24 protein-coding genes and 1 pseudogene are annotated in these 18,577 nt (G+C 72.7%); 9 read left to right on the top strand and 16 right to left on the bottom strand.

Annotated elements, in window-relative coordinates; genetic code table 11:
- Positions 1–9 precede the first annotated feature (9 nt).
- Entirely contained in the window at positions 10–2,331 is a 2,322-nt protein-coding gene (locus ACLQ29_RS02840) for a diguanylate cyclase (protein WP_425770084.1), read from the bottom strand.
- Between the two features lie 85 nt (positions 2,332–2,416).
- Here ACLQ29_RS02840 and ACLQ29_RS02845 point away from each other — a divergent pair, with 85 nt between their 5' ends.
- Positions 2,417–3,094, top strand: coding sequence for a 5-formyltetrahydrofolate cyclo-ligase (locus ACLQ29_RS02845; RefSeq protein WP_425770085.1), 678 nt, complete (start codon positions 2,417–2,419; stop codon positions 3,092–3,094).
- Positions 3,091–3,249, top strand: a pseudogene (locus ACLQ29_RS02850) (FmdB family zinc ribbon protein); the annotation flags it as partial. The gene ACLQ29_RS02845 and the pseudogene ACLQ29_RS02850, both read left to right, overlap by 4 nt.
- Positions 3,250–3,311: 62 nt before the next feature.
- Here ACLQ29_RS02850 and ACLQ29_RS02855 read toward each other — a convergent pair.
- Positions 3,312–3,554 (bottom strand): hypothetical protein, encoded by a 243-nt coding sequence (locus tag ACLQ29_RS02855; protein ID WP_425770167.1) that lies wholly within the window; start codon positions 3,552–3,554, stop codon positions 3,312–3,314.
- 316 nt (positions 3,555–3,870) lie between these two features.
- Between ACLQ29_RS02855 and ACLQ29_RS02860 the strand changes: the two genes are divergently transcribed.
- Positions 3,871–4,530, top strand: coding sequence for a flagellar biosynthesis protein FlgA (locus ACLQ29_RS02860; protein ID WP_425770086.1), 660 nt, complete (start codon positions 3,871–3,873; stop codon positions 4,528–4,530).
- Positions 4,531–4,559: 29 nt separating this feature from the next.
- On the opposite strand, the gene ACLQ29_RS02865 is transcribed toward ACLQ29_RS02860, so the two are convergent.
- Positions 4,560–4,739 (bottom strand): hypothetical protein, encoded by a 180-nt coding sequence (locus ACLQ29_RS02865; RefSeq protein WP_425770087.1) that lies wholly within the window; start codon positions 4,737–4,739, stop codon positions 4,560–4,562.
- A gap of 105 nt (positions 4,740–4,844) precedes the next feature.
- Between ACLQ29_RS02865 and ACLQ29_RS02870 the strand changes: the two genes are divergently transcribed.
- A complete protein-coding gene (locus ACLQ29_RS02870) occupies positions 4,845–5,177 on the top strand; it encodes a hypothetical protein (protein ID WP_425770088.1) in 333 nt (110 codons plus the stop codon).
- Positions 5,178–5,185: 8 nt separating this feature from the next.
- Here ACLQ29_RS02870 and ACLQ29_RS02875 read toward each other — a convergent pair whose 3' ends face one another.
- Positions 5,186–5,668 (bottom strand): DUF2231 domain-containing protein, encoded by a 483-nt coding sequence (locus tag ACLQ29_RS02875; protein ID WP_425770163.1) that lies wholly within the window; start codon positions 5,666–5,668, stop codon positions 5,186–5,188.
- Positions 5,669–5,873: 205 nt separating this feature from the next.
- On the opposite strand from ACLQ29_RS02875, the gene ACLQ29_RS02880 reads away from it, so the two are divergent.
- Together ACLQ29_RS02880 and ACLQ29_RS02885 are read left to right on the top strand one after the other, a co-directional pair.
- Positions 5,874–6,302, top strand: coding sequence for a Fur family transcriptional regulator (locus tag ACLQ29_RS02880; RefSeq protein WP_393366137.1), 429 nt, complete (start codon positions 5,874–5,876; stop codon positions 6,300–6,302).
- Positions 6,303–6,362: 60 nt separating this feature from the next.
- Positions 6,363–7,226 carry an oxygenase MpaB family protein gene (locus ACLQ29_RS02885; protein ID WP_425770089.1) on the top strand — a complete coding sequence of 288 codons (864 nt, stop codon included), beginning with the start codon at positions 6,363–6,365 and terminating at the stop codon, positions 7,224–7,226.
- A gap of 21 nt (positions 7,227–7,247) precedes the next feature.
- On the opposite strand, the gene ACLQ29_RS02890 is transcribed toward ACLQ29_RS02885, so the two are convergent.
- The 11 genes from ACLQ29_RS02890 to ACLQ29_RS02940 all read right to left on the bottom strand — a co-directional run bounded on the left by ACLQ29_RS02890 (position 7,248) and on the right by ACLQ29_RS02940 (position 15,728).
- Positions 7,248–8,168, bottom strand: coding sequence for a RecB family exonuclease (locus tag ACLQ29_RS02890; RefSeq protein ID WP_425770090.1), 921 nt, complete (start codon positions 8,166–8,168; stop codon positions 7,248–7,250).
- A 44-nt stretch (positions 8,169–8,212) separates the two neighbouring features.
- Positions 8,213–8,827, bottom strand: a complete 615-nt coding sequence (locus ACLQ29_RS02895; RefSeq protein WP_357411638.1) for a MarC family protein — start codon at positions 8,825–8,827, stop codon at positions 8,213–8,215.
- Positions 8,828–8,868: 41 nt separating this feature from the next.
- Positions 8,869–9,741, bottom strand: a complete 873-nt coding sequence (locus tag ACLQ29_RS02900) for a PHP domain-containing protein (protein WP_425770091.1) — start codon at positions 9,739–9,741, stop codon at positions 8,869–8,871.
- Positions 9,742–9,802: 61 nt separating this feature from the next.
- Positions 9,803–11,062, bottom strand: a complete 1,260-nt coding sequence (locus tag ACLQ29_RS02905) for a hypothetical protein (protein WP_425770092.1) — start codon at positions 11,060–11,062, stop codon at positions 9,803–9,805.
- The gene (locus ACLQ29_RS02910) at positions 11,059–11,898 is read right to left on the bottom strand and encodes a SigE family RNA polymerase sigma factor (protein ID WP_425770093.1); all 840 of its coding nucleotides are present in this window, start codon (positions 11,896–11,898) and stop codon (positions 11,059–11,061) included. Before ACLQ29_RS02910 ends, ACLQ29_RS02905 begins: the two co-directional genes overlap by 4 nt.
- A 103-nt stretch (positions 11,899–12,001) precedes the next feature.
- Complete coding sequence (locus ACLQ29_RS02915; RefSeq protein WP_425770094.1) at positions 12,002–12,877, bottom strand: PH domain-containing protein; 876 nt, start codon at positions 12,875–12,877, stop codon at positions 12,002–12,004.
- Between the two features lie 6 nt (positions 12,878–12,883).
- Positions 12,884–13,042: a hypothetical protein gene (locus ACLQ29_RS02920; protein WP_007455302.1), complete on the bottom strand. Its 159-nt coding sequence runs from the start codon at positions 13,040–13,042 to the stop codon at positions 12,884–12,886.
- Between the two features lie 116 nt (positions 13,043–13,158).
- Positions 13,159–13,869 (bottom strand): DUF6758 family protein, encoded by a 711-nt coding sequence (locus ACLQ29_RS02925; RefSeq protein ID WP_425770095.1) that lies wholly within the window; start codon positions 13,867–13,869, stop codon positions 13,159–13,161.
- Positions 13,870–13,916: 47 nt separating this feature from the next.
- On the bottom strand, positions 13,917–14,540 hold the full coding sequence (locus ACLQ29_RS02930; RefSeq protein WP_425770096.1) for a TrmH family RNA methyltransferase: 624 nt from the start codon (positions 14,538–14,540) through the stop codon (positions 13,917–13,919).
- Positions 14,541–14,580: 40 nt separating this feature from the next.
- Positions 14,581–15,096: a hypothetical protein gene (locus ACLQ29_RS02935; protein ID WP_425770097.1), complete on the bottom strand. Its 516-nt coding sequence runs from the start codon at positions 15,094–15,096 to the stop codon at positions 14,581–14,583.
- Between the two features lie 116 nt (positions 15,097–15,212).
- Complete coding sequence (locus ACLQ29_RS02940) at positions 15,213–15,728, bottom strand: MaoC family dehydratase (RefSeq protein ID WP_425770098.1); 516 nt, start codon at positions 15,726–15,728, stop codon at positions 15,213–15,215.
- A 547-nt stretch (positions 15,729–16,275) separates the two neighbouring features.
- Here ACLQ29_RS02940 and trxA point away from each other — a divergent pair.
- The 3 genes from trxA to ACLQ29_RS02955 all read left to right on the top strand — a co-directional run bounded on the left by trxA (position 16,276) and on the right by ACLQ29_RS02955 (position 18,169).
- Positions 16,276–16,638, top strand: a complete 363-nt coding sequence (gene trxA, locus ACLQ29_RS02945) for a thioredoxin (RefSeq protein ID WP_425758309.1) — start codon at positions 16,276–16,278, stop codon at positions 16,636–16,638.
- Between the two features lie 146 nt (positions 16,639–16,784).
- A complete protein-coding gene (locus ACLQ29_RS02950) occupies positions 16,785–17,225 on the top strand; it encodes a hypothetical protein (protein ID WP_425770099.1) in 441 nt (146 codons plus the stop codon).
- Positions 17,222–18,169 carry an MFS transporter permease gene (locus ACLQ29_RS02955; protein ID WP_425770100.1) on the top strand — a complete coding sequence of 316 codons (948 nt, stop codon included), beginning with the start codon at positions 17,222–17,224 and terminating at the stop codon, positions 18,167–18,169. The genes ACLQ29_RS02950 and ACLQ29_RS02955 overlap by 4 nt, the downstream gene beginning before the upstream one ends.
- Here ACLQ29_RS02955 and ACLQ29_RS02960 read toward each other — a convergent pair.
- Positions 18,133–18,552 (bottom strand): thiol-disulfide oxidoreductase DCC family protein, encoded by a 420-nt coding sequence (locus ACLQ29_RS02960; protein ID WP_425770101.1) that lies wholly within the window; start codon positions 18,550–18,552, stop codon positions 18,133–18,135. The genes ACLQ29_RS02955 and ACLQ29_RS02960 overlap by 37 nt on opposite strands.
- Positions 18,553–18,577: the final 25 nt, after the last annotated feature.

Here is an 18,577-nt window from a genome sequence, read left to right on the forward strand (position 1 = left end):
GCCGCGAGACTATCGGCCACGGCTCTGCCGCGGCGGGTGTGGCCCAGAAGACGCGCCGCCACCCGGCCCCGGCCGGGCGGCATCCGGGCCGGCGCGGGCCGCATCAGCGTCGATGCCCGCCGGGTCGTCGGTCGGATCCGGCCGTGCGTGCGGCGGCAACCCGTCCGGTACGCCCACCGCCGGCCCCGACCGGGCGGGCCCGCCCGGCTCCCGGTTGACAGGCACGGGCTGGCCGGCGCGCGGCAGCCCGTCGGGTGGGCTCACGGCACCCGCGAGCACCGGTATCTCCCGGGTGGCCACGTCCGGGCGTACCTCGGCGACGCGGTAGGTGTCGCGGCCGGCGGCCTTGGCCGCGTAGAGCGCGTCGTCGGCGGCCTCCAGCACCTCCCGCCCGGTGCTGCCGTTGTCCGGATAGACGGCGATGCCCACCGACACCGTCACCAGCACCGGCCCGGCGTACGCCTCGACGGCGATCGGCGTCTCGCGGACCGCCGCGCCGAGCCGCTCGGCCACGATCGCCGCGCCCCGCGCGTCGGTCTCCGGCAGCAGCAGCACGAACTCCTCACCGCCCTGCCGGAACGCGAGGTCGACCTCACGGATCTCGCCACGCACCCGCCTGGCGAACTCGGCGAGCACGGTGTCCCCGGCAGCGTGCCCGTACGTGTCGTTGACGTCCTTGAACCGGTCGAGGTCCAGGGCGAGGACGCTGAGCATCCGCCCGAAGCGGCTGGCCCGTTCCACCTCACGCCGGATCGACTCGCGCAGGTAGCGGTAGTTCCACAGCCCGGTGAGCGGGTCGGTGAGGGAGAGCCGTTGGGCCTCCTCGTGCACCCGGACGTTGTCGACCGCCACCGCCGCGTGGCCGGCGAAGGTGCGCAGGGTGGCCAGGTCGTCGTCGTCGAACTCGTCGGCGCCCAGGCGGTCGTAGAGAGCCAGCACGCCGAGCGCCGCCGCCGAGCCGGCCTCGTCGGTCGGGCCGGAGGATCCGCTGAGGGTGGCCGCGGTCGAGCCCGGGGTGGCGAACGGGACCGCGACATACGTGCGGCAGCGCGGCTCGATGGACGGGGTGTCGGTCGGCTCCGCCCTGCCCCGCTGTGGCTCCCCGGTGGCGGCGACGGCGCCGACCACGCCGACCCCGACCGGCACCCGGAGCGTCGACGGCCCGTCCGCGTCCGCCTCCGGCCAGCGCCCGTCCAACCCCTCGGTGCACTGTGCGACGAGCATCCCGCCGGTCTCCACGAGCAGCACGGCGCCAGCACGCGCGCCGGTGGCGCCGATGGCGCTGTGCAGGATCACCCGCAGGATGCGTTGCAGGTCGTGCGTGCTGGCGAGGGTGTCGCCGAGCACCGCGAGGTGACCGCGGAGCTGGTCGCGGTTGCTGGTCAGCGCCGCGACGTAGGCCCCGGTCTCCCGGGTCATCCGGTTGAACGCGGCGGCCAGGCGGCCCAACTCGTCGCGGCTGCGGACCGGGACCCGGGCGGTCAGGTCGCCGTGAGCCACCCGGTCGACCGCGCCGGCCAACTCCATCAGCGGTCGGGTGGTCATCCGGGCCAGCCGCCAGGCGGTCAGCACGGCGAGCAAGGCGGCCACCACGACCACCCCGACCAACGTGGCGTGCAGCCCCGCCGGGCGCTCACTGGGCACGGAGACCACGAGCGGCAGTGGCTGCGCGTCGGACGGCCCGATCCTGCGCACGTACCGGCCCTGGCTGGTCTCGGTCACCCGCTCACCGTTGACGGCGCTGGCGGCGGCCAGCACCGCGTCGCGTACCTCGCGGGATTCGGTCGTGTGGGTGACCCGGGCGGCGCTGGCTCCGCCGTCGAGCAGGGTGACCGCCACCCCGGTCACCGCCGCCAGCCGGGCCACGAAGGCCGGGTCGACAAGGTGCGCGGCGGTCACCGTGCCCAGCGGCGCGCCGGCACGGTCGTGCAGGTCGACGTGGGCGGCGAGCGCGCGGACGGGGCTTGTCGCATCCGTGGTCGGGCCGCCGGAGCAGTCCCGCCACGGGGTCGACGGCGCACCGGGCGAGACATAGGTGACCTCGCCGTGCACATCGGTGATCAGCACCGCGGCGACCAGGCCCCGGCCGATCAGTTGGGCGGCGGCGACGGCCGGATCGGCACTGAGGGCCACCACGTCGGCGGTGGCGCGGAGCTGCTGGCAGAGCGCGTCGACCGAGGTCCGCACGGTGGACGCCGCCACCGCCAGGCGCTCGGTGGAGCGGCTGCGGTCGACGGCGCTGACGGTGGAGGCGACGAAGAGCGCGCCGAGCAGGACCGGGCCGAGCACCACCACGAGGAAGGCTGCCGTCAACCGTCCGCGTAGCGTCACTCGGTCCCCCCGGAAGTTCCGCCTCCGTTGCTTGCGATGCTGACACAGTGCAACCGCGAGTGAGGCGTTGCGTCAGGAGTGTTGCGTGGCGGAATTTTCTGATGAAGCGGAAGTGACCCGTGGGGCCAAGCGGGACGCCCGCGTCGAGCTGCTCACCCGCCGCCGGGCACTGAGCGGCCCCACCCGGGCCGCCGCCGCCGGGCGCGTGCAGGCCGAGCTGGTCACACTTGTCCGCCGGCTGCGCCCGCGCCGGATGACGGCGTACGTGCCGGTCGGCTCCGAACCGGGCGGCGCGGACCTGCCGGAGGTGCTGCGAGCTGCCCTTGCGGCCGACGCCGAGCTGCTGTTGCCGGTCCTCCTCCCCGACCTGGATCTGGACTGGGCGGCGTATACCGGGCCCGGGGCCTTGATCGCCGCCGGTCGGGGTATCCGAGAGCCGGACGGTGTCCGTCTCGGGGTGGCCGCGGTGGCGGGGGCGGACCTGGTGCTCGTACCGGCTCTCGCGGTCGACCGCCTCGGTCGGCGGCTGGGACGCGGCGGCGGGTCGTACGACCGGGCCCTCGCCCGGGTGCCCGAGGCGACGCTGACGGTGGTGCCCCTGCACGACGGCGAGCTGGTCGAGGCGCTGCCGGCGGAGCCGCACGACCGTCGTGTCCGCGCGGTCGTCACCCCCGCCGGCGGGGTGCGTACGCTTGACGCCGGCCCGGGTACGCCGCATGATGTCGCGCCCCACACGTCCGCTGGACGAACCCGGGGCGAATGACGCACCATTGGCACTCGAATACGTCGAGTGCCAACTGGCTGAGCCCAGATCCGGAGGAGAACGTGCCCACGTACCAGTACGCCTGCACCACGTGCGGTCACCAGCTCGAGGCGGTGCAATCCTTCTCTGACGAGCCGCTGACCGAGTGCCCGGCGTGTCAGGGGCGGCTGCGCAAGGTCTTCAACTCGGTCGGCATCGTCTTCAAGGGTTCGGGCTTCTACCGCACCGACTCGCGGGCGTCCGGCTCCGAGGTGTCGGCCGGCGGCACAAGCGGCAAGCCGGGGAAGTCCGACTCGTCGTCCTCGGGTGCGGACTCCGGGTCGTCGGGCTCGTCCTCGTCGTCGGGCTCGTCGTCGTCGGGGTCGTCCTCCGGGTCGTCGGGCTCGTCCGGGTCGGGGTCGTCCGGGTCGGGGTCGTCCGGGTCGGGGTCGTCCTCGTCCGGCGGGTCGAGCGGCGGCAAGGCACCGGCGGCCAGCTCCGCGTCCTGATCCGCCAGCGCCGACTCGCTCGGCGACCGGTGATCCCCTCGAATTCACGGAAGTCGGCCTGTCCAGCTTGACCGGACACCCCGACCTCCGTGATCCCGAGTCGATCAGCAGACCACGCGGCTCGGCCCGTCCCTCGCCTAGCAGATCGGGCGGGCATTCGGACGTTGTCCACAGGCCGTCCGGTTATCCACAGGCGCCGGCGAACGGCCGACCGACCAGAGCGAGCGCCGCCTAGTCTGCCGCCCACGGGTCGTCACCAGGACACCCGTGGGCGGGAGGCGACAGGCGATGGGCGATCCAGACTCCGCGCGGGCGTTGCGTCCGCTGCGCCGACCCACCCTGCCCGGCCGGCCCACCCTGCTCCGGGCCGGTCTGGTCGCCGCCCTGCTCGGCCTGGCCGCCACCGTCCTCCACACTCCGACCGGCTGCCCGCCGCCCGCCGCGCCGACGCCGCCCGCCGCGGGGCCGACGGGAGCCGCACCCACGTCCGGACCGGCCGCCGCAGGGCCGACGGGAGCCGTCGCCACGTCCGGACCGGCCGCCGACGGCAGCCCGCTCACCCCCGGCAGACCGGACGACGGCGAGGCAGGCCGCACCGCCACAGGCGCATCGGCCGGCCCACCACCATCGAGAGCCACCACCGGGGGCGGCACGGCGGGTCCACTGCCGCTGCCGAGCGGCGCTGTCGGGGTGCCGGTCCGGTTGGCCGAGCCGGCCGCCCTGGCGGTGGTCCGTCCAGGAGCCCGGGTCGATCTGCTCGCCGCGGCGCCGGGCGGGGTGGGCACGGAAGCGGCGTTACTCGCGCCCGCCGCGCTGGTGCTCGACGTGCTGGGCGCCGACACGACCGACGGGTCCTCGGCGCTCTACCTCGCGCTCCGCCCGGACCAGGCGAAACGCACCGTCGGGCTGCCGGAGGGCACCCGCTTCGCGATCGTCGTACGCGACTGAACAGCGACGGGAGCCGGCCGCGCGCGGCGTCAGTCCCAGTGCGGAGGGCGTTCGGCGAGCAACCAGTCGTCGTTGCCACGCGCCCGCTCGCCCCAGCCCCGGTCGGTGTCGTCGGAGGTCTGCTCGGGCAGCACCACGAAGTCTTCGCTCAGGTCGACGGTGCGGTCGTCGTCGGGCGCGGCCTGGGTGCCGGGGTCCATGGTGCTCACGAGCGGCAAGACTAGCGCAGCGGACGGGCTGCGGACCGGTCACCGACGGCGGCGCGTCACGCAGAAGCGGACGGGCCGCCGGCCGCGTTGGTAGCGTCGGACGGCGTGACGACCCCCAGCGGTGGCAGCACCCCGGACGACTACTGGCGACGGCCCGACACCGGTGACGAATCGGTGGCGCACCGGCCCTCCGCCCCGTCCACGAACACCCCCGCGAGCGGCTATGCCGGCCCGCCGCCGAGCGTGCCGCCGCCGACCGGTTGGCGTCCGCCCGTCCATCTGCGGCCGGCACCGCCACGACGGCTGCCGCCGCAGGACATGGCCGAGCTGGACGTGGCCGAGCAGCGCTCGCAGCGGGTCACCTACGGCTTCGGGGTGGCGGCCGGCGTGGTGCTCGTGGTCGTGGTCTGCCTGCTCTGCTCGCGAATCATCTTCTGACGAGCGGGTCAGAGGGTGGTGCCCCAGACGGCCTCGGCGCCGCTGTGGCCGGTCAGGTAGACGTAGACCAGGGCGGCGATGGACAGCGCCACGACCGCCACCGCCAGCACGGGGGTGACAAGCGCCGGCAGCCGCGGCACCCGGGGATGCCCACTTGTCGCCACCAGCAGCAGGATGGCCGCGATCCCGAGCGGCACCACGATCCGGAACAGGATGTCGCCGTAGCGGGAGTGGTCGAAGATCTGGTCGAGGATCGGTCCCTGGAAACCCCGGGCGACAAGCGCGTCGGTGAACACCTCGCCCGACTTGACGGCCACGAACGCGGTCACCGGCGCCGCCACGGCGAGGAGGCCCAGGGCCCAGTCCAGCCGGTGCCGCCACCGTGGCAGCCCCACGTACGCCATGGCCAGCACCGCCAGCAGCGGCACGAACACGACGACCGCGTGGACCACCAGGACGTGTCCCGGCAGACCGAGGATCTCCTCGAACATCGAACCCTCCAGGTGGATCATGGTCAGGAGAGGGCCAGCGTACGGTCCGCCGGCCGTCCCGAGGCTCTCGACCGGTCACACGCGCGCCGCGTCGATCGGGTTCACCGTCGCGGGCCGTGGACCCGATCTTGTCATCGGCTGTGTCGGTGACCACCCGGACCTGGCGACGGTTGTCGATGCTGGTCGCGCGTGCTGTCATTGGCTCATGTCCGCTGCCGAGGAGCTGCTGCGATCGAAGGGCCTGCGTGTCACGCGGCCCCGCCTCGCGGTGCTCGACGTGCTGGCCGGCGGCGGCCACCTGGAGGTCGACGAGATCAGCCGGCGTGTCCGGGAACGCCTCGACTCGGTCTCCACCCAGGCGGTGTACGACGTGCTGGGCGCGTTGTCCCGGGCCGGATTGTCCCGCCGGATCGAGCCGGCCGGCGGCCCCGCCCGCTACGAGGCACGTGTCGGCGACAACCACCATCACGTGGTCTGCCGGGGCTGCGGCGAGATCGCCGACATCGACTGCGCGGTGGGCAGCGCACCGTGTCTGGAGCCCAACGTGTCGCACGGGTTCGAGGTGGACGAGGCGGAGGTGACCTTCTGGGGTCTCTGCCCGGGCTGCCGGGCGCGCCGCTCCGCCGACGTGTGACCCGGCGGCATCGACGGGACGTGTCCGACGCGGTCGGCCCACGCGTGGCACTCTTGGGCGGTGGACTCCGATGACCTCGGCCTCTTCGGTCCAGGTTCGGTCACGTGGAAGGTGCACGAGGAGCCGATCCTGATCGTCGCCGGCCTGCGCTCGCTCTATCTCCAGGCGTTGCACCCCAGGGCGATGGCCGGGGTCGCACAGAACAGCAACTACCGCACCGACGCCTGGGGCCGCCTGCTCCGCACGGCCACCTACGTCGCGACCACCGTCTACGGGACCACGGCCGAGGCGGAGGCGGCCGGAGCCCGGCTCCGCCGGCTGCACGACCGGCTGCGGGCCACCGACCCGCACACCGGCGAGGAGTTCCGGATCGACGAGCCGGACCTGCTGCGCTGGGTGCATGTCACCGAGGTCGAGTCGTTCCTCAGCACGGCTCGGCGGGCCGGTCTGCCGCTCACCGACGACGAGGTGGACGGCTACTACACCGAGCAGCGTCGCTCGGCGGCCCTGGTCGGTCTGGATCCGGCCACCGTGCCGGGCACCGCGGCCGAGGTCGCCGACTACTACCGCGCCGTACGGCCGCAGTTGCGGATGACCAGGGAGGCCGCCGAGACGGCGCTCTTCCTCACCGCCCCGCCGCTGCCGTGGAAGCTCAGCCTGCCGGCCCGGTTGGGGCTCACCCTCGGCCCGCCACGGTGGGCGTACCTGGGGATCGCCGGCACCGCCTTCGCGCTGCTGCCGGCCTGGGCGCACCGGATGTACGGCGGGCTCGGTCTGCCCACCACCGCGGTGTCGGCGGACCTGAGCGTGCGCGCGCTGCGGCTCGCGTTCGCCGCCGTGCCCCGTCGCTATCTGGAGGGGCCGTTGATCCAGGCAGCCAAGGAGCGGGCCGCGCGGCACGCCGCCACCCCGCTGGCCGGCTGACCCGGCCGCCGCCACCGGAGGTCAGCCGTCGGCGTGCCGCTCCATGGCCGCCCACGGCTCCTTGCCGGGCACCTGCGCCCCGGTCGGGCAGTGCCGCCGGAAGTCACACCACCCACAGCGCGGGCCGGGTGCCACCGGGAACGTCTCGTCCGCGTCGGCGCCGTCCGCGACCGCCCGTTCGGCGGCCATGATGTCGCGGGCCGTCTCCTCCGCGCGGGTCAACTGCCGGGCCAGCGATTCGACTGTGTGGTCGTGGCCGGCGACCGTGCCGGTCGGCAGGTGGTGCAGCTCCACCCGGCGGCACGGCCGGCGGAACACCCGCTCGGCCGCGTACGCGTAGAGCGCCAACGCCTGTGAGCCCCGGGCGTCGTCGGCGTCCAGCCCGGTGCGACCGGTCTTGTAGTCGACGATGACCAGCTCGGGCCCGTCCGGCCCGGGACGCGAGTCGATCCGGTCGGCGCGACCGTTGAAGGCCAGCACTGCGGTCTTGACCGCCACCACCCGCTCCACGCCGAGCGGGTCGGAGTCGGCCTCAAGCGTTTCGACGTACGCCTCCAACCAGCCCAACGCCCGCCGGTAGGCGGCCCGCTCCTGCTCGTCGTCGCGGTAACCCTCGCGGACCCAGGTGCCCTTGAGCAGGGTGGCCAGGGCTTCGGGGCGACGCCGGTCGGCGGGCAGCGCATACCAGTTTTTCAGGGCGGTGTGCACGCTGGCGCCGAGCGAGTTGTGCGCCCAGGGCGGGCCCTTGGGCGGGGCCGGCCGGTCGACGTAGGAGTAGCGGTAGCGGCGCGGGCAGTCCGCGTACGCGCCGAGTCTGCTCGGTGTGCAGACGAACAGGCGCTCCGGCATGCCTTCGAAGCCAAGCTGCTCGGCATCGCCGGCGCGCTGTCGGGGAGCCCGGCCACCGGCCGCCGGCCGTCCCGCTGAGGAGGATCGTCGCACGCCTGCGATCCTGCCACCCACCACCGACACCTGGCGTACGCCGGTCAGGTCATGTTGACGTACTGCGTGACGAAGGCGAACACCGCGTCGGCGATGAGCTGGACGGCGATCGCGGCCAGCAGCAGGCCGGCGATCCTGGTCAGCACCTCGATGCCACCCGGCCGGAGGATCTTCACGATGCCGCCGGAGAAGCGGAGGACGATCCAGACCGCGAGCATCACGGCGAGGATCGCCACGGCGATGGCCGTGAAGTCGCCCCACCCGTCGGCCTGTTGGACGAAGAGCATTGTCGCCACGATGGCGCCCGGACCGGCCAGCAGCGGGGTGCCGAGCGGCACCAGGGCGATGTTCGAGGTGGCGTCCGAGCTCGGGCCGTCGGTCTTCCCGGTGAGCAGCTCCAGGGCGACGAGCACGAGCAGCAGCCCACCGGCCGCCTGCAACGCCGGCAGGTCGACGTGCAGATAGTCCAGCAGAGTCTGCCCCGCCACCGCGAAGACCACGATCACGCCCAACGCCAGCGTGACGGCCTGCCAGGCGGCCCGGTTGCGGTCACGGGCGGGCAGCGGGCCGGTCAACGCCAGGAAGATCGGCATCATGCCCGGCGGGTCAGTGATCACCAGCAGGGTCACGAAAACCTCGCCGAACAGCTTCAGATCCACGTGATCAACCTAGCCGCGCCGCAGTGGGCAAAATACCCGGATCACCCCGAAGCGACCTCGGTCACCCCGGCGGCCACGATCCGCTCGTACGCGTCGACGCTCGTGCTGAAGGCACCGAGCTTGACGGTCTTGTGGGTGCCGTGGAAGTCCGAGGAGCCGGTGACGAACAGGCCCGACTCGGCGGCGAGCGTCCGCACGTGTTCCCGTTCGGCCGGGCTGTGGTCCTCGTGGTCGGCCTCGAGCCCGGCCAGCCCCGCGACGGCCAGTTCGGCGATCAACTCGTCGGGCACCACCCGACCGCGTCGAGTGGCCCGGGGGTGGGCGAAGACCGGCACGCCGCCGGCCGACCGGACCAGGTGGATCGCCCGGAACACGTCGATGTCGTCCTTGGGCAGCCGGTAGCGTTCGCCCAGCCAGTCCGGGCCGAACGCCTCCCGGGTGCTGCCGACGAGGCCGGCCCGGATCAACGCCTGCGCGATGTGCGGGCGGCCCACGGTGCCCCCGTCGGCACCGGCCAGGATGTCCGGCCAGCTCACGTCGACGCCGTCGGCACGCAGCAGCCCGACGATCCGTTCGCCGCGCTCCTCCCGGGCGGCCCGCACCCGGCCCAGCTCGGCGACCAGTTCCGGGTGGTCCGGGTCGAACAGGTACGCGAGCAGGTGCAGCGGCACCGCCGGCCGGGTCCCGGACCATCGACAGGACAGCTCCGCCCCCCGGATCAGGCGTAGTCCCGGCGGCAGCGCCCGAACGGCCGGCGCCCAGCCGGCGGTGGTGTCGTGGTCGGTGATCGCCAGCACGTCGAGTCCCGCCTCGGCGGCGGCCCGTACCAGCTCGGCCGGGGGCAGCGTGCCGTCGCTCGCCGTCGAGTGGGTGTGCAGGTCGATGCGCGGGGCGGCGCCGGTACGCGAGGTCACCGCCCGACGCTACCGAGGAACAACCGAGCCCGACTCACGGAGGTCACCCCGACCGCGTGGCTCAGAGGCCGGCCACCAGGACCGGCCGGTCCCCGGCCGGCACGCCGGAAACCGCGGCCGGGCTTGCGGGTTGGCCGGCCCGCACCCGGTGGACGTCGACCTGGACCAGTTCGCCGGCGGCGTCGAGGTAGGAGGCGTGGGAGGCGTCGGTCCAGACGACCGCGCCGGTCATCGGTGGCCCGGCCGAAACGGCGGTCGGGCTCGACTTGAGCCGCCGCAGGTCGATCAGCAGTGCCCGACTGGCCTTGCCGATCCGCCCGTTCACCAGCAGCCACCGCCCGTCAGCGGAGATGCCGCCGACGCCGTCCTGGCTGAGGTCCGGTCCGCAACCGGTCTCGACCGGGCTCAGGTGACGGGCCGGGTCGAGCACCGCCAGGCAGGTCCCGCCCGAATCGGTGGAGATCTGCCCGACGAGCCGCCCGTCGGGCAGCCCTCCGTAGAAGTTGAGGGTTTCCTGGTCGACGGCCTCGGTCAACGGCCCCGCGCCGGGCCGCCAGAGGGCGTGGCCGGCGTCCGCCGGGTCGGGTCGGACCAGCACGCTGTCGCCGACGAACCGGACGGGCACCGCGCCGGCGGGCGCCGGGGTACGCGCCGCACCGATGAGCTGACCGCCGACCACACCCGCCACCAGCAGATCGTTGCCGTCCCGCCAGGCGACCTGACGGCTGTCCGGGGCCAGGACGATCGGACCCGCCCCGGCCAGCAGCACCTGCGCCAGGCCGTCGTTCTGCAGCACGCGCAGGGAGCGGCCCGAGTTGGTCTGCGTACTGATCACCAGCCAACCGCCGCCGCCGGGCAGGAGCTGGGCGTGTTCGGCCGCCCCGACGTCGGGCAGCACCAGCCGTCGTCCGTCGGCGCCGACCAGAGTCTCGGTCCCGAGCAGCGTCGCCGACGGTCCGGGCGAGGGATCGGCTCCGGGAACGCTCGCCGTCGGGATCGGCCGACCGGACGGGTCCGGGTCACCGATCACCACGATGGGCGTCCCGTCGCGTCCGGTCTCGGCACCGAGCTGTGCCATGCCGGCGCTGAGCACGACGGTGACGACCGCCCCGACGGCGAGACCGGCCGCGGTACGCCGACGCCGGATCCGGTTCGCGCGGCGGATGGCCTGGCCCGCCGGGTCGACGCCCAGCGGGCGGGCAACGGCGACCTGGTGCGAGAGGGTCTCCCGCACCGCACCTTCCAGTTCGTCAGGCCGCACCTGATAAGAACGCCGCGGGCCGTCCGTCAGGTTGTCGGGCCGGCCTGGCAATGCGCTCACTGCTGCTCCCCGGGGCCGGTGCCGACGGGCACGGGCGCCGGGGCGGAGGGGAGCACAACCTGCGGGCCGATCGGCTGCGGCGCGGCCGGGCGGGGGGCGGCCGGGCGTGGCACGGGTCGGCCGGACGCCTGCCGACCTCTGAGCGTGGCGGCGGCACCGGCGGCCGGGACCGCTCCGGTCGGGACGCCCGAGCCGCCGGACCGGGCGGCACCGGCAGTAGCCGCCCCGCCGGCAGTAGCCGCCCCGCCGGCAGTAGCCGCCCCGCCGGCAGTGGCCGGCCGACCGGCAGCGCCGGCAGTGGCCGCCCGACCGGCAGCGCCGGCTGCGGCGGTCAGGTCCGGTGCGGCGGCGCCCATTCGACGGCGCAGCGTGGCCAGTGCCCGGGACGCCTGGCTCTTCACCGTGCCCGGTGAGATGTTCAGCATCGCGGCGGTCTGCGCCTCCGACATGTCCTCGTAGTAGCGCAGCACCAGCACCGCCCGCTGCCGGGTGGGCAACTCCCGCAGGTGCCGCCAGAGCAGGTCCCGGTCGAGTTGCTGCGCGATCTCGTCGACACCGGCCCGTTCCGGCAGCACCTCGGTGGGGCGTTCACCGTGCCAGCGTCGCCGCCACCAACTGGTCGACGTGTTGACCATCACACGTCGCGCGTACGACTCGACGGCCTCGATCCCTCCGAGCCGCTTCCATGCGAGGTACGTCTTGGTCAGCGCGGTCTGGAGCAGATCCTCGGCGGTGGCCCAGTCTCCGGTGAGCAGATATGCGGTGCGCAGGAGCGCGGCGGAGCGGGCCGCGACGAACTCGCGGAACTGCTCCTCCAACGGGTCCCTGCTCCCCACCGCCCACCTCCACGCCCCAGCCGTCCTGGCAGAGTGCCACGTCAGAGGCGTTCCGGTCCACGGCGAAAGGTGCGCTCTTGCTCCGATGTTCGGTCGGAAACCTTCACGCCCCGTCGTCGGCCTTGGCCTCGTCGGCCTCCTTGCCGAGCCGTGCCTCGACTGCCTGCGGCTCGTACATCTCCTCGACCACACGCAGGTAGAGCTCGTTCGGGTTGGGCAGGTTCTTGACCTCGCGGAGCGCCTGCTCCTGGCCGGCGGACTCCAGCACGAAGGTGCCGTAGTTGAGGGCACGCCCCGTCGGCGTCTGCTCGTACTTCATGTCGGTGACCCGGACCAGTGGCATCATCGCCACCTTGCGGGTGACGATGCCGTTGACCACCATGACCCGCTTGTTGGTCAGGATGAAACGGTCATACCACCAGTCGGCGACCTTCCACGCCACCCACCCCATGACGGCGAACCAGAGCAGCACGGCGATGGTGGTCAACACGCCCACGTCGTTGCCGGCGAGGAAGCCGGAGAGGTAGCCGAGCACGAAGGTCGCCGCGACGCCGATGAGAAGCGGGTTGGTGAGGTGGATCCAGTGCCGCTTCCACTCACCCCGGTAGCGCTCGGTGGGGAAGAGGTAGCGGGCGACAAGTGAGCTGGGCTCGTCCTCCAGGGGCAGCACCCGCCGAGGAGTCGCGCCTGTCGCGTCGGCGCGCAACCCGGCCAGCTCGTCCTCGGAGATCTGCGGCTGCTGGTAGCCGGCCTCCGGGTCACGCATCCACGTTCGACCCGAACGACCCTGGCCGGCATAGCCGGGCCCGTCGCCATAGCCGACGTCGTCCGAAAGGGACGGACCGTCGGACAGGCCGGGACCGGCCCCGTAGTCCGGGCCGTCATCAGGCCCGACCCGTGGGATCGGCTCGGTGTCTCGCTCGCGACGTTCCCGGTCGGGGTCGTCCGGGTCGAAGGGTGGACCGGAAGGGCTGCCCATCGGCGGTTAAGCGACGAGGCTGGTGAAGAAGTCGCCGAACCCCTGGGCGATATCCATGATCCCGCCGCCGAGCGACTTGAACACGTCCGCCGCAGAGTTTGGCCGGTAGGCGACGAAGAAGATCAAGAATGCGATTCCGGCCCAGGTGAGGACCTTCTTGACCATGGCGGGCCATCCTCTCGCGCGGCGCCGGGTCCCATTACCGCAGCGGCACCCAGAGTATCAGTGTGGTGTCGTACAGTGAAGATCTGCGTCCGTTCTCCGTCAATCCGGAAGGCTTGTCAAGCCCTGCCGGGTAGGTACGGAGACGGTGCGCCGTACACGAGCTCGGGCGGAGTCCACTCGGTCAGGTCGTGCAACACGACGTCTTCCGCGAGGAGATGACCCGCACTCGCCGGCCAGGCTATCGCATGGAGCCACATTCCCCGAGCTTCGCCGGCGTACGCGCTTCGATCCATCGGAGAATTAACCAACCACAGTGGAGTCGGATGCCCGCCGACGCGGATTTTGGCCTGGCCCACATGGTCGGGGTGGCCCGGCCCCGGGTCGGTCAGCGCGCCGGCCAACTGCGGTCCCGGATCCGGGCCGGCGAGTCCGGCGAGGCGGGTGCCCAGGCCGACGCCCGGCTCCTCGGCCACGAAGACCAGATCCGCCGGGCCACCGCCGAGTGGCGCCGGGCCCGCGCAGGCCACCGCGGTCGCCCGCACGCCCGTCCGCTCGTCCCCGGCGTACGCCACGCCGGTGAGCGTCCAGCCGGCCGGCAGCGGCCACGGGCACCACAACGGCGTCACCGGCGGGTCCGTGGTCGCGGTGATCCGCTCCACCACGCTCGCCACGATCTCCGCTCCGATGTGCTCGGGCACGTGCAGCGGCGGCACCGGGCCGCACCGCAGGCACCTGGAGTCGGTGTGCATCAGATCCGGCGCCCGTACCGGGCTCCCGCATCTCGGACAACTCACCGCGACACTCACATCTCCACCGTCGTCCCCCATCGGCGGCACGTCAAGCCGGAACGTCCGATTCGGCACCCGGGCGTGACTCAGTCCGGCGGCGCGCCGGCGTGGGCACGAATCCAGGCGTGCATCGCGATACCGCTGGCCACGCCCGCGTTGATCGACCTCGTCGAGCCGTACTGGGCGATGGAGTAGAGCTGGTCGCACGCGGCGCGAGCCGGCGCGGAGAGGCCGGGTCCCTCCTGGCCGAACAGCAGCACACAGTTCCGGGGCAGGGTGCCGGTCTCCAGTGGGAGCGAGCCGGGCAGGTTGTCGATGCCGTACACCGGCAGCCGCCGCTCGGCCGCCCAGGCGACGAACTCCTCGATGGTCTCGTGGTGCCGCACGTGTTGGTACCGATCGGTCACCATGGCGCCGCGCCGGTTCCACCGGCGCCGCCCGACGATGTGCACCTCGGCGGCGTTGAACGCGTTGGCGTTGCGGACCACGGTGCCGATGTTGAAGTCGTGCTGCCAGTTCTCGATCGCGACGTGGAAGCCGTGCCGGTGCCGGTCCAGGTCGGCCACGATCGCCTCGTGCCGCCAGTAGCGGTAGCGGTCGACGACGTTTCGCCGGTCCCCCTCCGCCAGCAACTGCGGGTCGTAACGACTGTCGTCCGGCGGGTCCCCCGGCCAGGGGCCCACGCCCACCTCAGGCTGGTCGTCGGTCACGGTCATCAGAGGGTACGGACCGACCCCGCCAGCCGCATAGTCAGCCCAGCCCGAGCGCGGCACCGAGTCGGTCCAGGAAGCGCCGGTCCGCCGGGGTTGCGGGTTGGTCCGCCCGGCGTTCGCCGGGGCCGGGCACCGCGCGGCAGACCCGGGCCGCGACCGACTGCACCCACTGGCGGTACGCGGCCGAGTCCGCGGGGTCGGCGCGCCGCCCGAGGACCCGGCCCGCCGTCCGACAGGCGGCGAGCACGTCCACCAGATCGGTGCGGCGTTCGGCGGGCGGCGAGGTGCCGTCGTGGCGGGCGTAGATGGCCGCGACCACCGCACGCACCAGGTCGCTGTCCGAGGCTCGGCCCGCGGCCACCGCATCCAGGCCGGCCAGACCCGCCCTGACCCCCCGTTCCGGGCGACCGGGGTCGGGGGCCGTGGTGGCCACGAGAACCCGGCCCGGCAGGCTGACGAGCAGGTCCCACTCGGCGGCGGAGTAGACAGCTGTGGTCAGGGGCGCGGCTCGACGGCCGGCAGAGGGCGGCTCTCCGGCGACGGAGTGGCTCATCGGAACCTCCGGCGTCAGCATATGTCCCAGGCGACCCGGACAACGCCCCTTCACCGCAGAACCCGCTGCCGGGTGAGGCGGTCCGGCGTGCGACAGCCCTCGGCCCGGCGCGCCGCTCAGCGTGGCTCGGGGAAGCTGGGCCGCTCCGGATCCACGCCCTCGGGGACTGTGGCGGCCGCGTACTCCCGCTTGGGAACCATGACCTTGCGCCGGAAGACGCAGACCATCGTGCCGTCCTGGTTGTAGCCGCGGGTCTCCACCGACACCACGCCCCGGTCGGGCTTGGAACCGGACTCACGCTTGTCCAGCACCGTGGTCTCGCCGTAGATGGTGTCGCCGTGGAAGGTCGGCGCGACGTGCCGCAGCGACTCGACCTCAAGGTTGGCGATCGCCTTCCCGCTCACGTCCGGCACCGACATGCCGAGCAGGAGGGAGTAGATGTAGTTGCCGACCACGACGTTGCGCGCGAACTGGCTGGATGTCGCGGCGTAGTGCGCGTCCAGGTGCAGCGGGTGGTGGTTCATGGTGAGCAGGCAGAAGAGGTGGTCGTCGTACTCGGTCACGGTCTTGCCCGGCCAGTGCCGGTAGACCGCGCCGACCTCGAACTCCTCGTAGTAGCGGCCGAACTGCATCCTGGTCCCCTTCGACGGGCGGCGATGGAGTTCGGCACAGCATGCCTTACCGATGGTTAAGGAAACCGACCGGGAGCGGCAGTGGCGGAAATGTCACGCCTGTCACTCAACCGGGGGGAGACGCAATGAGCGGCGGGGCCCTCCCCGGCACCCGCCGCCCACGCTCTGATGGGGAGAATTCTGCCCCACGGAAGGGTGGATCCGACAGAGATCGAGGTCACATTTATCTTTTTGTAACACTACTCTCGGTAACGGAGCGGAGGTTGATCGGCGATCTTCGCAGGCCGGATACCTCCTTGTCAGGCACCAAGTTACCGATTCGTAGTGCGCGATCGGGTGGATCTCCCTGGAACCGCTCCCATCACCGCAGGTCACGCAAGTGCGTCATGCATTTGCGTTCCGCAGATCGAGATGAACAGACGTGGGTCGATGACGCTCGGCACCCCCCGGCAGGCTGTGCACGTTTCGGGTCCGACCGCCCGGGAATTCGATACGGTCAGCCCTGGTTCTACGGGACGCAGACAAACCGCGGTGATCGGAGAGTGCAATGGCAACCGTTGAGCTGACCTCGACGAACTTCGACGAGGTGACCGGCAACGACGGCATCGTCCTGGTCGACTTCTGGGCCGACTGGTGTGGTCCGTGCAAGCGGTTCGCCCCGGTCTACGAGCGCTCCTCGGAGAAGCACCAGAACATCGTCTTCGGCAAGGTCGACACCGAGGCTCAGCAGGAGCTGGGCGCGAAGTTCGACATCCGGTCGATCCCGACGATCATGGCGATCCGCGACGGTGTGATCGTCTTCTCCCAGCCGGGCGCCCTTCCGGAGTCCGCCCTGGAAAACCTGATCGAGCAGGTCGAGGCACTGGACATGGACGACGTCCGTAAGCAGCTCGCCGAGCACAACCACTGAGTCGTCTCCACGACGGCATCCGATGGCCGGGCCCGACGCGGGCCCGGCCTTCGTCGTACCCCCTCCGTGATCACCTTCCTGGGCAGGCCCAACTGACCGTCGGAGGGACCCGAGGCGGCCGGTACATCCCGTATCGTCACGACCTGATGGAGACCCTGACCACCCGCGGGCGCGTGACCCGGCTGGGCGCGACCGCACTCGTTGGCGTCCTGCTGCTTGTCGGCACCTTCTGGGGCAGCGACGACGACTTTCCGTTCGGCCCGTTCCGGATGTACTCCACCTCCAACCCGCCGAACGCGCCGGCGCCGGACACCCGGGTCGAGGGGGTGACCGGCACGGGCGCCGTGGTCGACCTCGACCAGGACGCGACAGGCATCCGCCGGGCCGAGATCGAGGGGCAGCAGGACCGGTACGCCGCCGACCCGACGCTGCTCGCCGAGGTCGCCGACGCGTACGCCGAACGCCACCCGGATGCCGCCGCGCTCGTCGAGATCCGCATCGTCATCCGCCGGCACGGCATCCGCGCGGGCCGACCGACCGGCAGGCACACCGACGAGACAGTGGTCCGCTGGCAGGCCCCCCGATGAGCCGCTGGCTGACCGAGGCCGTCCCGCGCGGTCGCATCGCTGCGTTCCGGACCGTGATCTACCTCTTCGTCGCCGCCGACCTGGTGCTCTTCACCCCCTGGGTGCGCACCCGGGTCAGCGTGCCCGGCGACCTGTACCAGCCGCTGCTGGTCGGCCGCCTGCTCCCCCTACCGACGCCGACCCCGGCGCTGGTGGCGGTCATCTTCTGGTCGCTGCTGCTGCTCGCGCTCCTCGCCGCGACCGGGCGTGCGCCCCGACTGCTCGGCTGGGCGGTCTGCGCGCTGTACCTGGAGTGGATGATCATCGCGATGAGCTACGGGAAGGTCGACCACGACCGGTTCGGGTTGCTCGTCGCGCTTGCCGTCCTTCCCACCGCCGGTCGAGCCCGACACGGCGACACCACCCGCACCGAGGCCGGCGGGTGGGCCCTGCGCGTCACCCAACTCGCGGTGATCTGCACGTACTTCCTGGCCGCCTGGGCCAAGCTGCGCTTCGGCGGCCTGGACTGGCTGACCGGCTCGGTGCTGGCCCGCGCGATCATCAGGCGCGGCACCGACCTGGCCGACCTCATCGCCCAGGTGCCGTACCTGCTGATCGTCGCCCAGTTCGGCATCGTCGCCTTCGAACTGTTCAGCCCGCTGGTGTTCCTGCTGCCGGCCCGCTGGCGGCTGGCCATGGTCGGCTTCTTCTACTCGTTCCACGTGGTCACCATCGCGACCATCACCATCTCGTTCGCGCCGCACCTGGCCGCGATGACCAGCTTCCTGCCGCTGGAGCGGGTCCGCCCGCTGGTGTGGGCGCGCCGGACCATCGGCCGTGGCACCCCCGCACCGACCTCGGCGGATGTCGACACACTGCCTGCTCAGGACCCGGTCGGCGCGGGCGCAGACCCAGCGCCACCCAGCGATCAGGCCTCGGTCGTCGGACGTCCCGCCGGGCCGTAGAGCCGTTCGCGGGCCTCCTGCGGCAGCGAGCACGCCGCCGTGCCGCCCGGCAGGCGGTGCCGGTTGCGCGCCACCCAGCGGTACACCGGCCACGCCGCCGCACGCACCGGTGGAAACCGCAGGCCCGCCCCGGCCATCCGCCAGACCGGGCCGCTGTCGGCGAGCAGCTTCGCGATGGCATCCGGGCCGGCGGCACGTACGCCGTCCGCCCCGACCCACTGCACGGCCTCATCGCACTGGGCCACGGTGAGGCCGAGCGCGTCCAGGTCGGAGAACTGCCAGGGCACCACCCGCGCGCCCGTGGGAATCCGGCGAGCGATGAACTCGGCGCACTGCGTACAGAACGCGCAGTCCCCGTCGTAGACGAAGGTCGACGTCTCCATGCCGTCCATCCTCCTCTCTCCGACC

This window comes from Micromonospora sp. DT228, assembly GCF_049841595.1.
Lineage (GTDB): Bacteria > Actinomycetota > Actinomycetes > Mycobacteriales > Micromonosporaceae > Micromonospora.

Excerpts from the sequence above, each read along its gene's own strand:
- ACLQ29_RS02950 (WP_425770099.1), top strand. The coding sequence starts at position 16,785 with ATGGAGACCCTGACCACCCGCGGGCGCGTGACCCGGCTGGGCGCGACC.
- ACLQ29_RS02875 (WP_425770163.1), bottom strand. The coding sequence starts at position 5,668 with ATGTTCGAGGAGATCCTCGGTCTGCCGGGACACGTCCTGGTGGTCCAC.
- ACLQ29_RS02915 (WP_425770094.1), bottom strand. The coding sequence starts at position 12,877 with ATGGGCAGCCCTTCCGGTCCACCCTTCGACCCGGACGACCCCGACCGG.
- ACLQ29_RS02935 (WP_425770097.1), bottom strand. The coding sequence starts at position 15,096 with ATGAGCCACTCCGTCGCCGGAGAGCCGCCCTCTGCCGGCCGTCGAGCC.
- trxA (WP_425758309.1), top strand. The coding sequence starts at position 16,276 with ATGGCAACCGTTGAGCTGACCTCGACGAACTTCGACGAGGTGACCGGC.
- ACLQ29_RS02925 (WP_425770095.1), bottom strand. The coding sequence starts at position 13,869 with ATGGGGGACGACGGTGGAGATGTGAGTGTCGCGGTGAGTTGTCCGAGA.
- ACLQ29_RS02960 (WP_425770101.1), bottom strand. The coding sequence starts at position 18,552 with ATGGAGACGTCGACCTTCGTCTACGACGGGGACTGCGCGTTCTGTACG.
- ACLQ29_RS02955 (WP_425770100.1), top strand. The coding sequence starts at position 17,222 with ATGAGCCGCTGGCTGACCGAGGCCGTCCCGCGCGGTCGCATCGCTGCG.
- ACLQ29_RS02940 (WP_425770098.1), bottom strand. The coding sequence starts at position 15,728 with ATGCAGTTCGGCCGCTACTACGAGGAGTTCGAGGTCGGCGCGGTCTAC.
- ACLQ29_RS02880 (WP_393366137.1), top strand. The coding sequence starts at position 5,874 with ATGTCCGCTGCCGAGGAGCTGCTGCGATCGAAGGGCCTGCGTGTCACG.
- ACLQ29_RS02860 (WP_425770086.1), top strand. The coding sequence starts at position 3,871 with ATGGGCGATCCAGACTCCGCGCGGGCGTTGCGTCCGCTGCGCCGACCC.
- ACLQ29_RS02920 (WP_007455302.1), bottom strand. The coding sequence starts at position 13,042 with ATGGTCAAGAAGGTCCTCACCTGGGCCGGAATCGCATTCTTGATCTTC.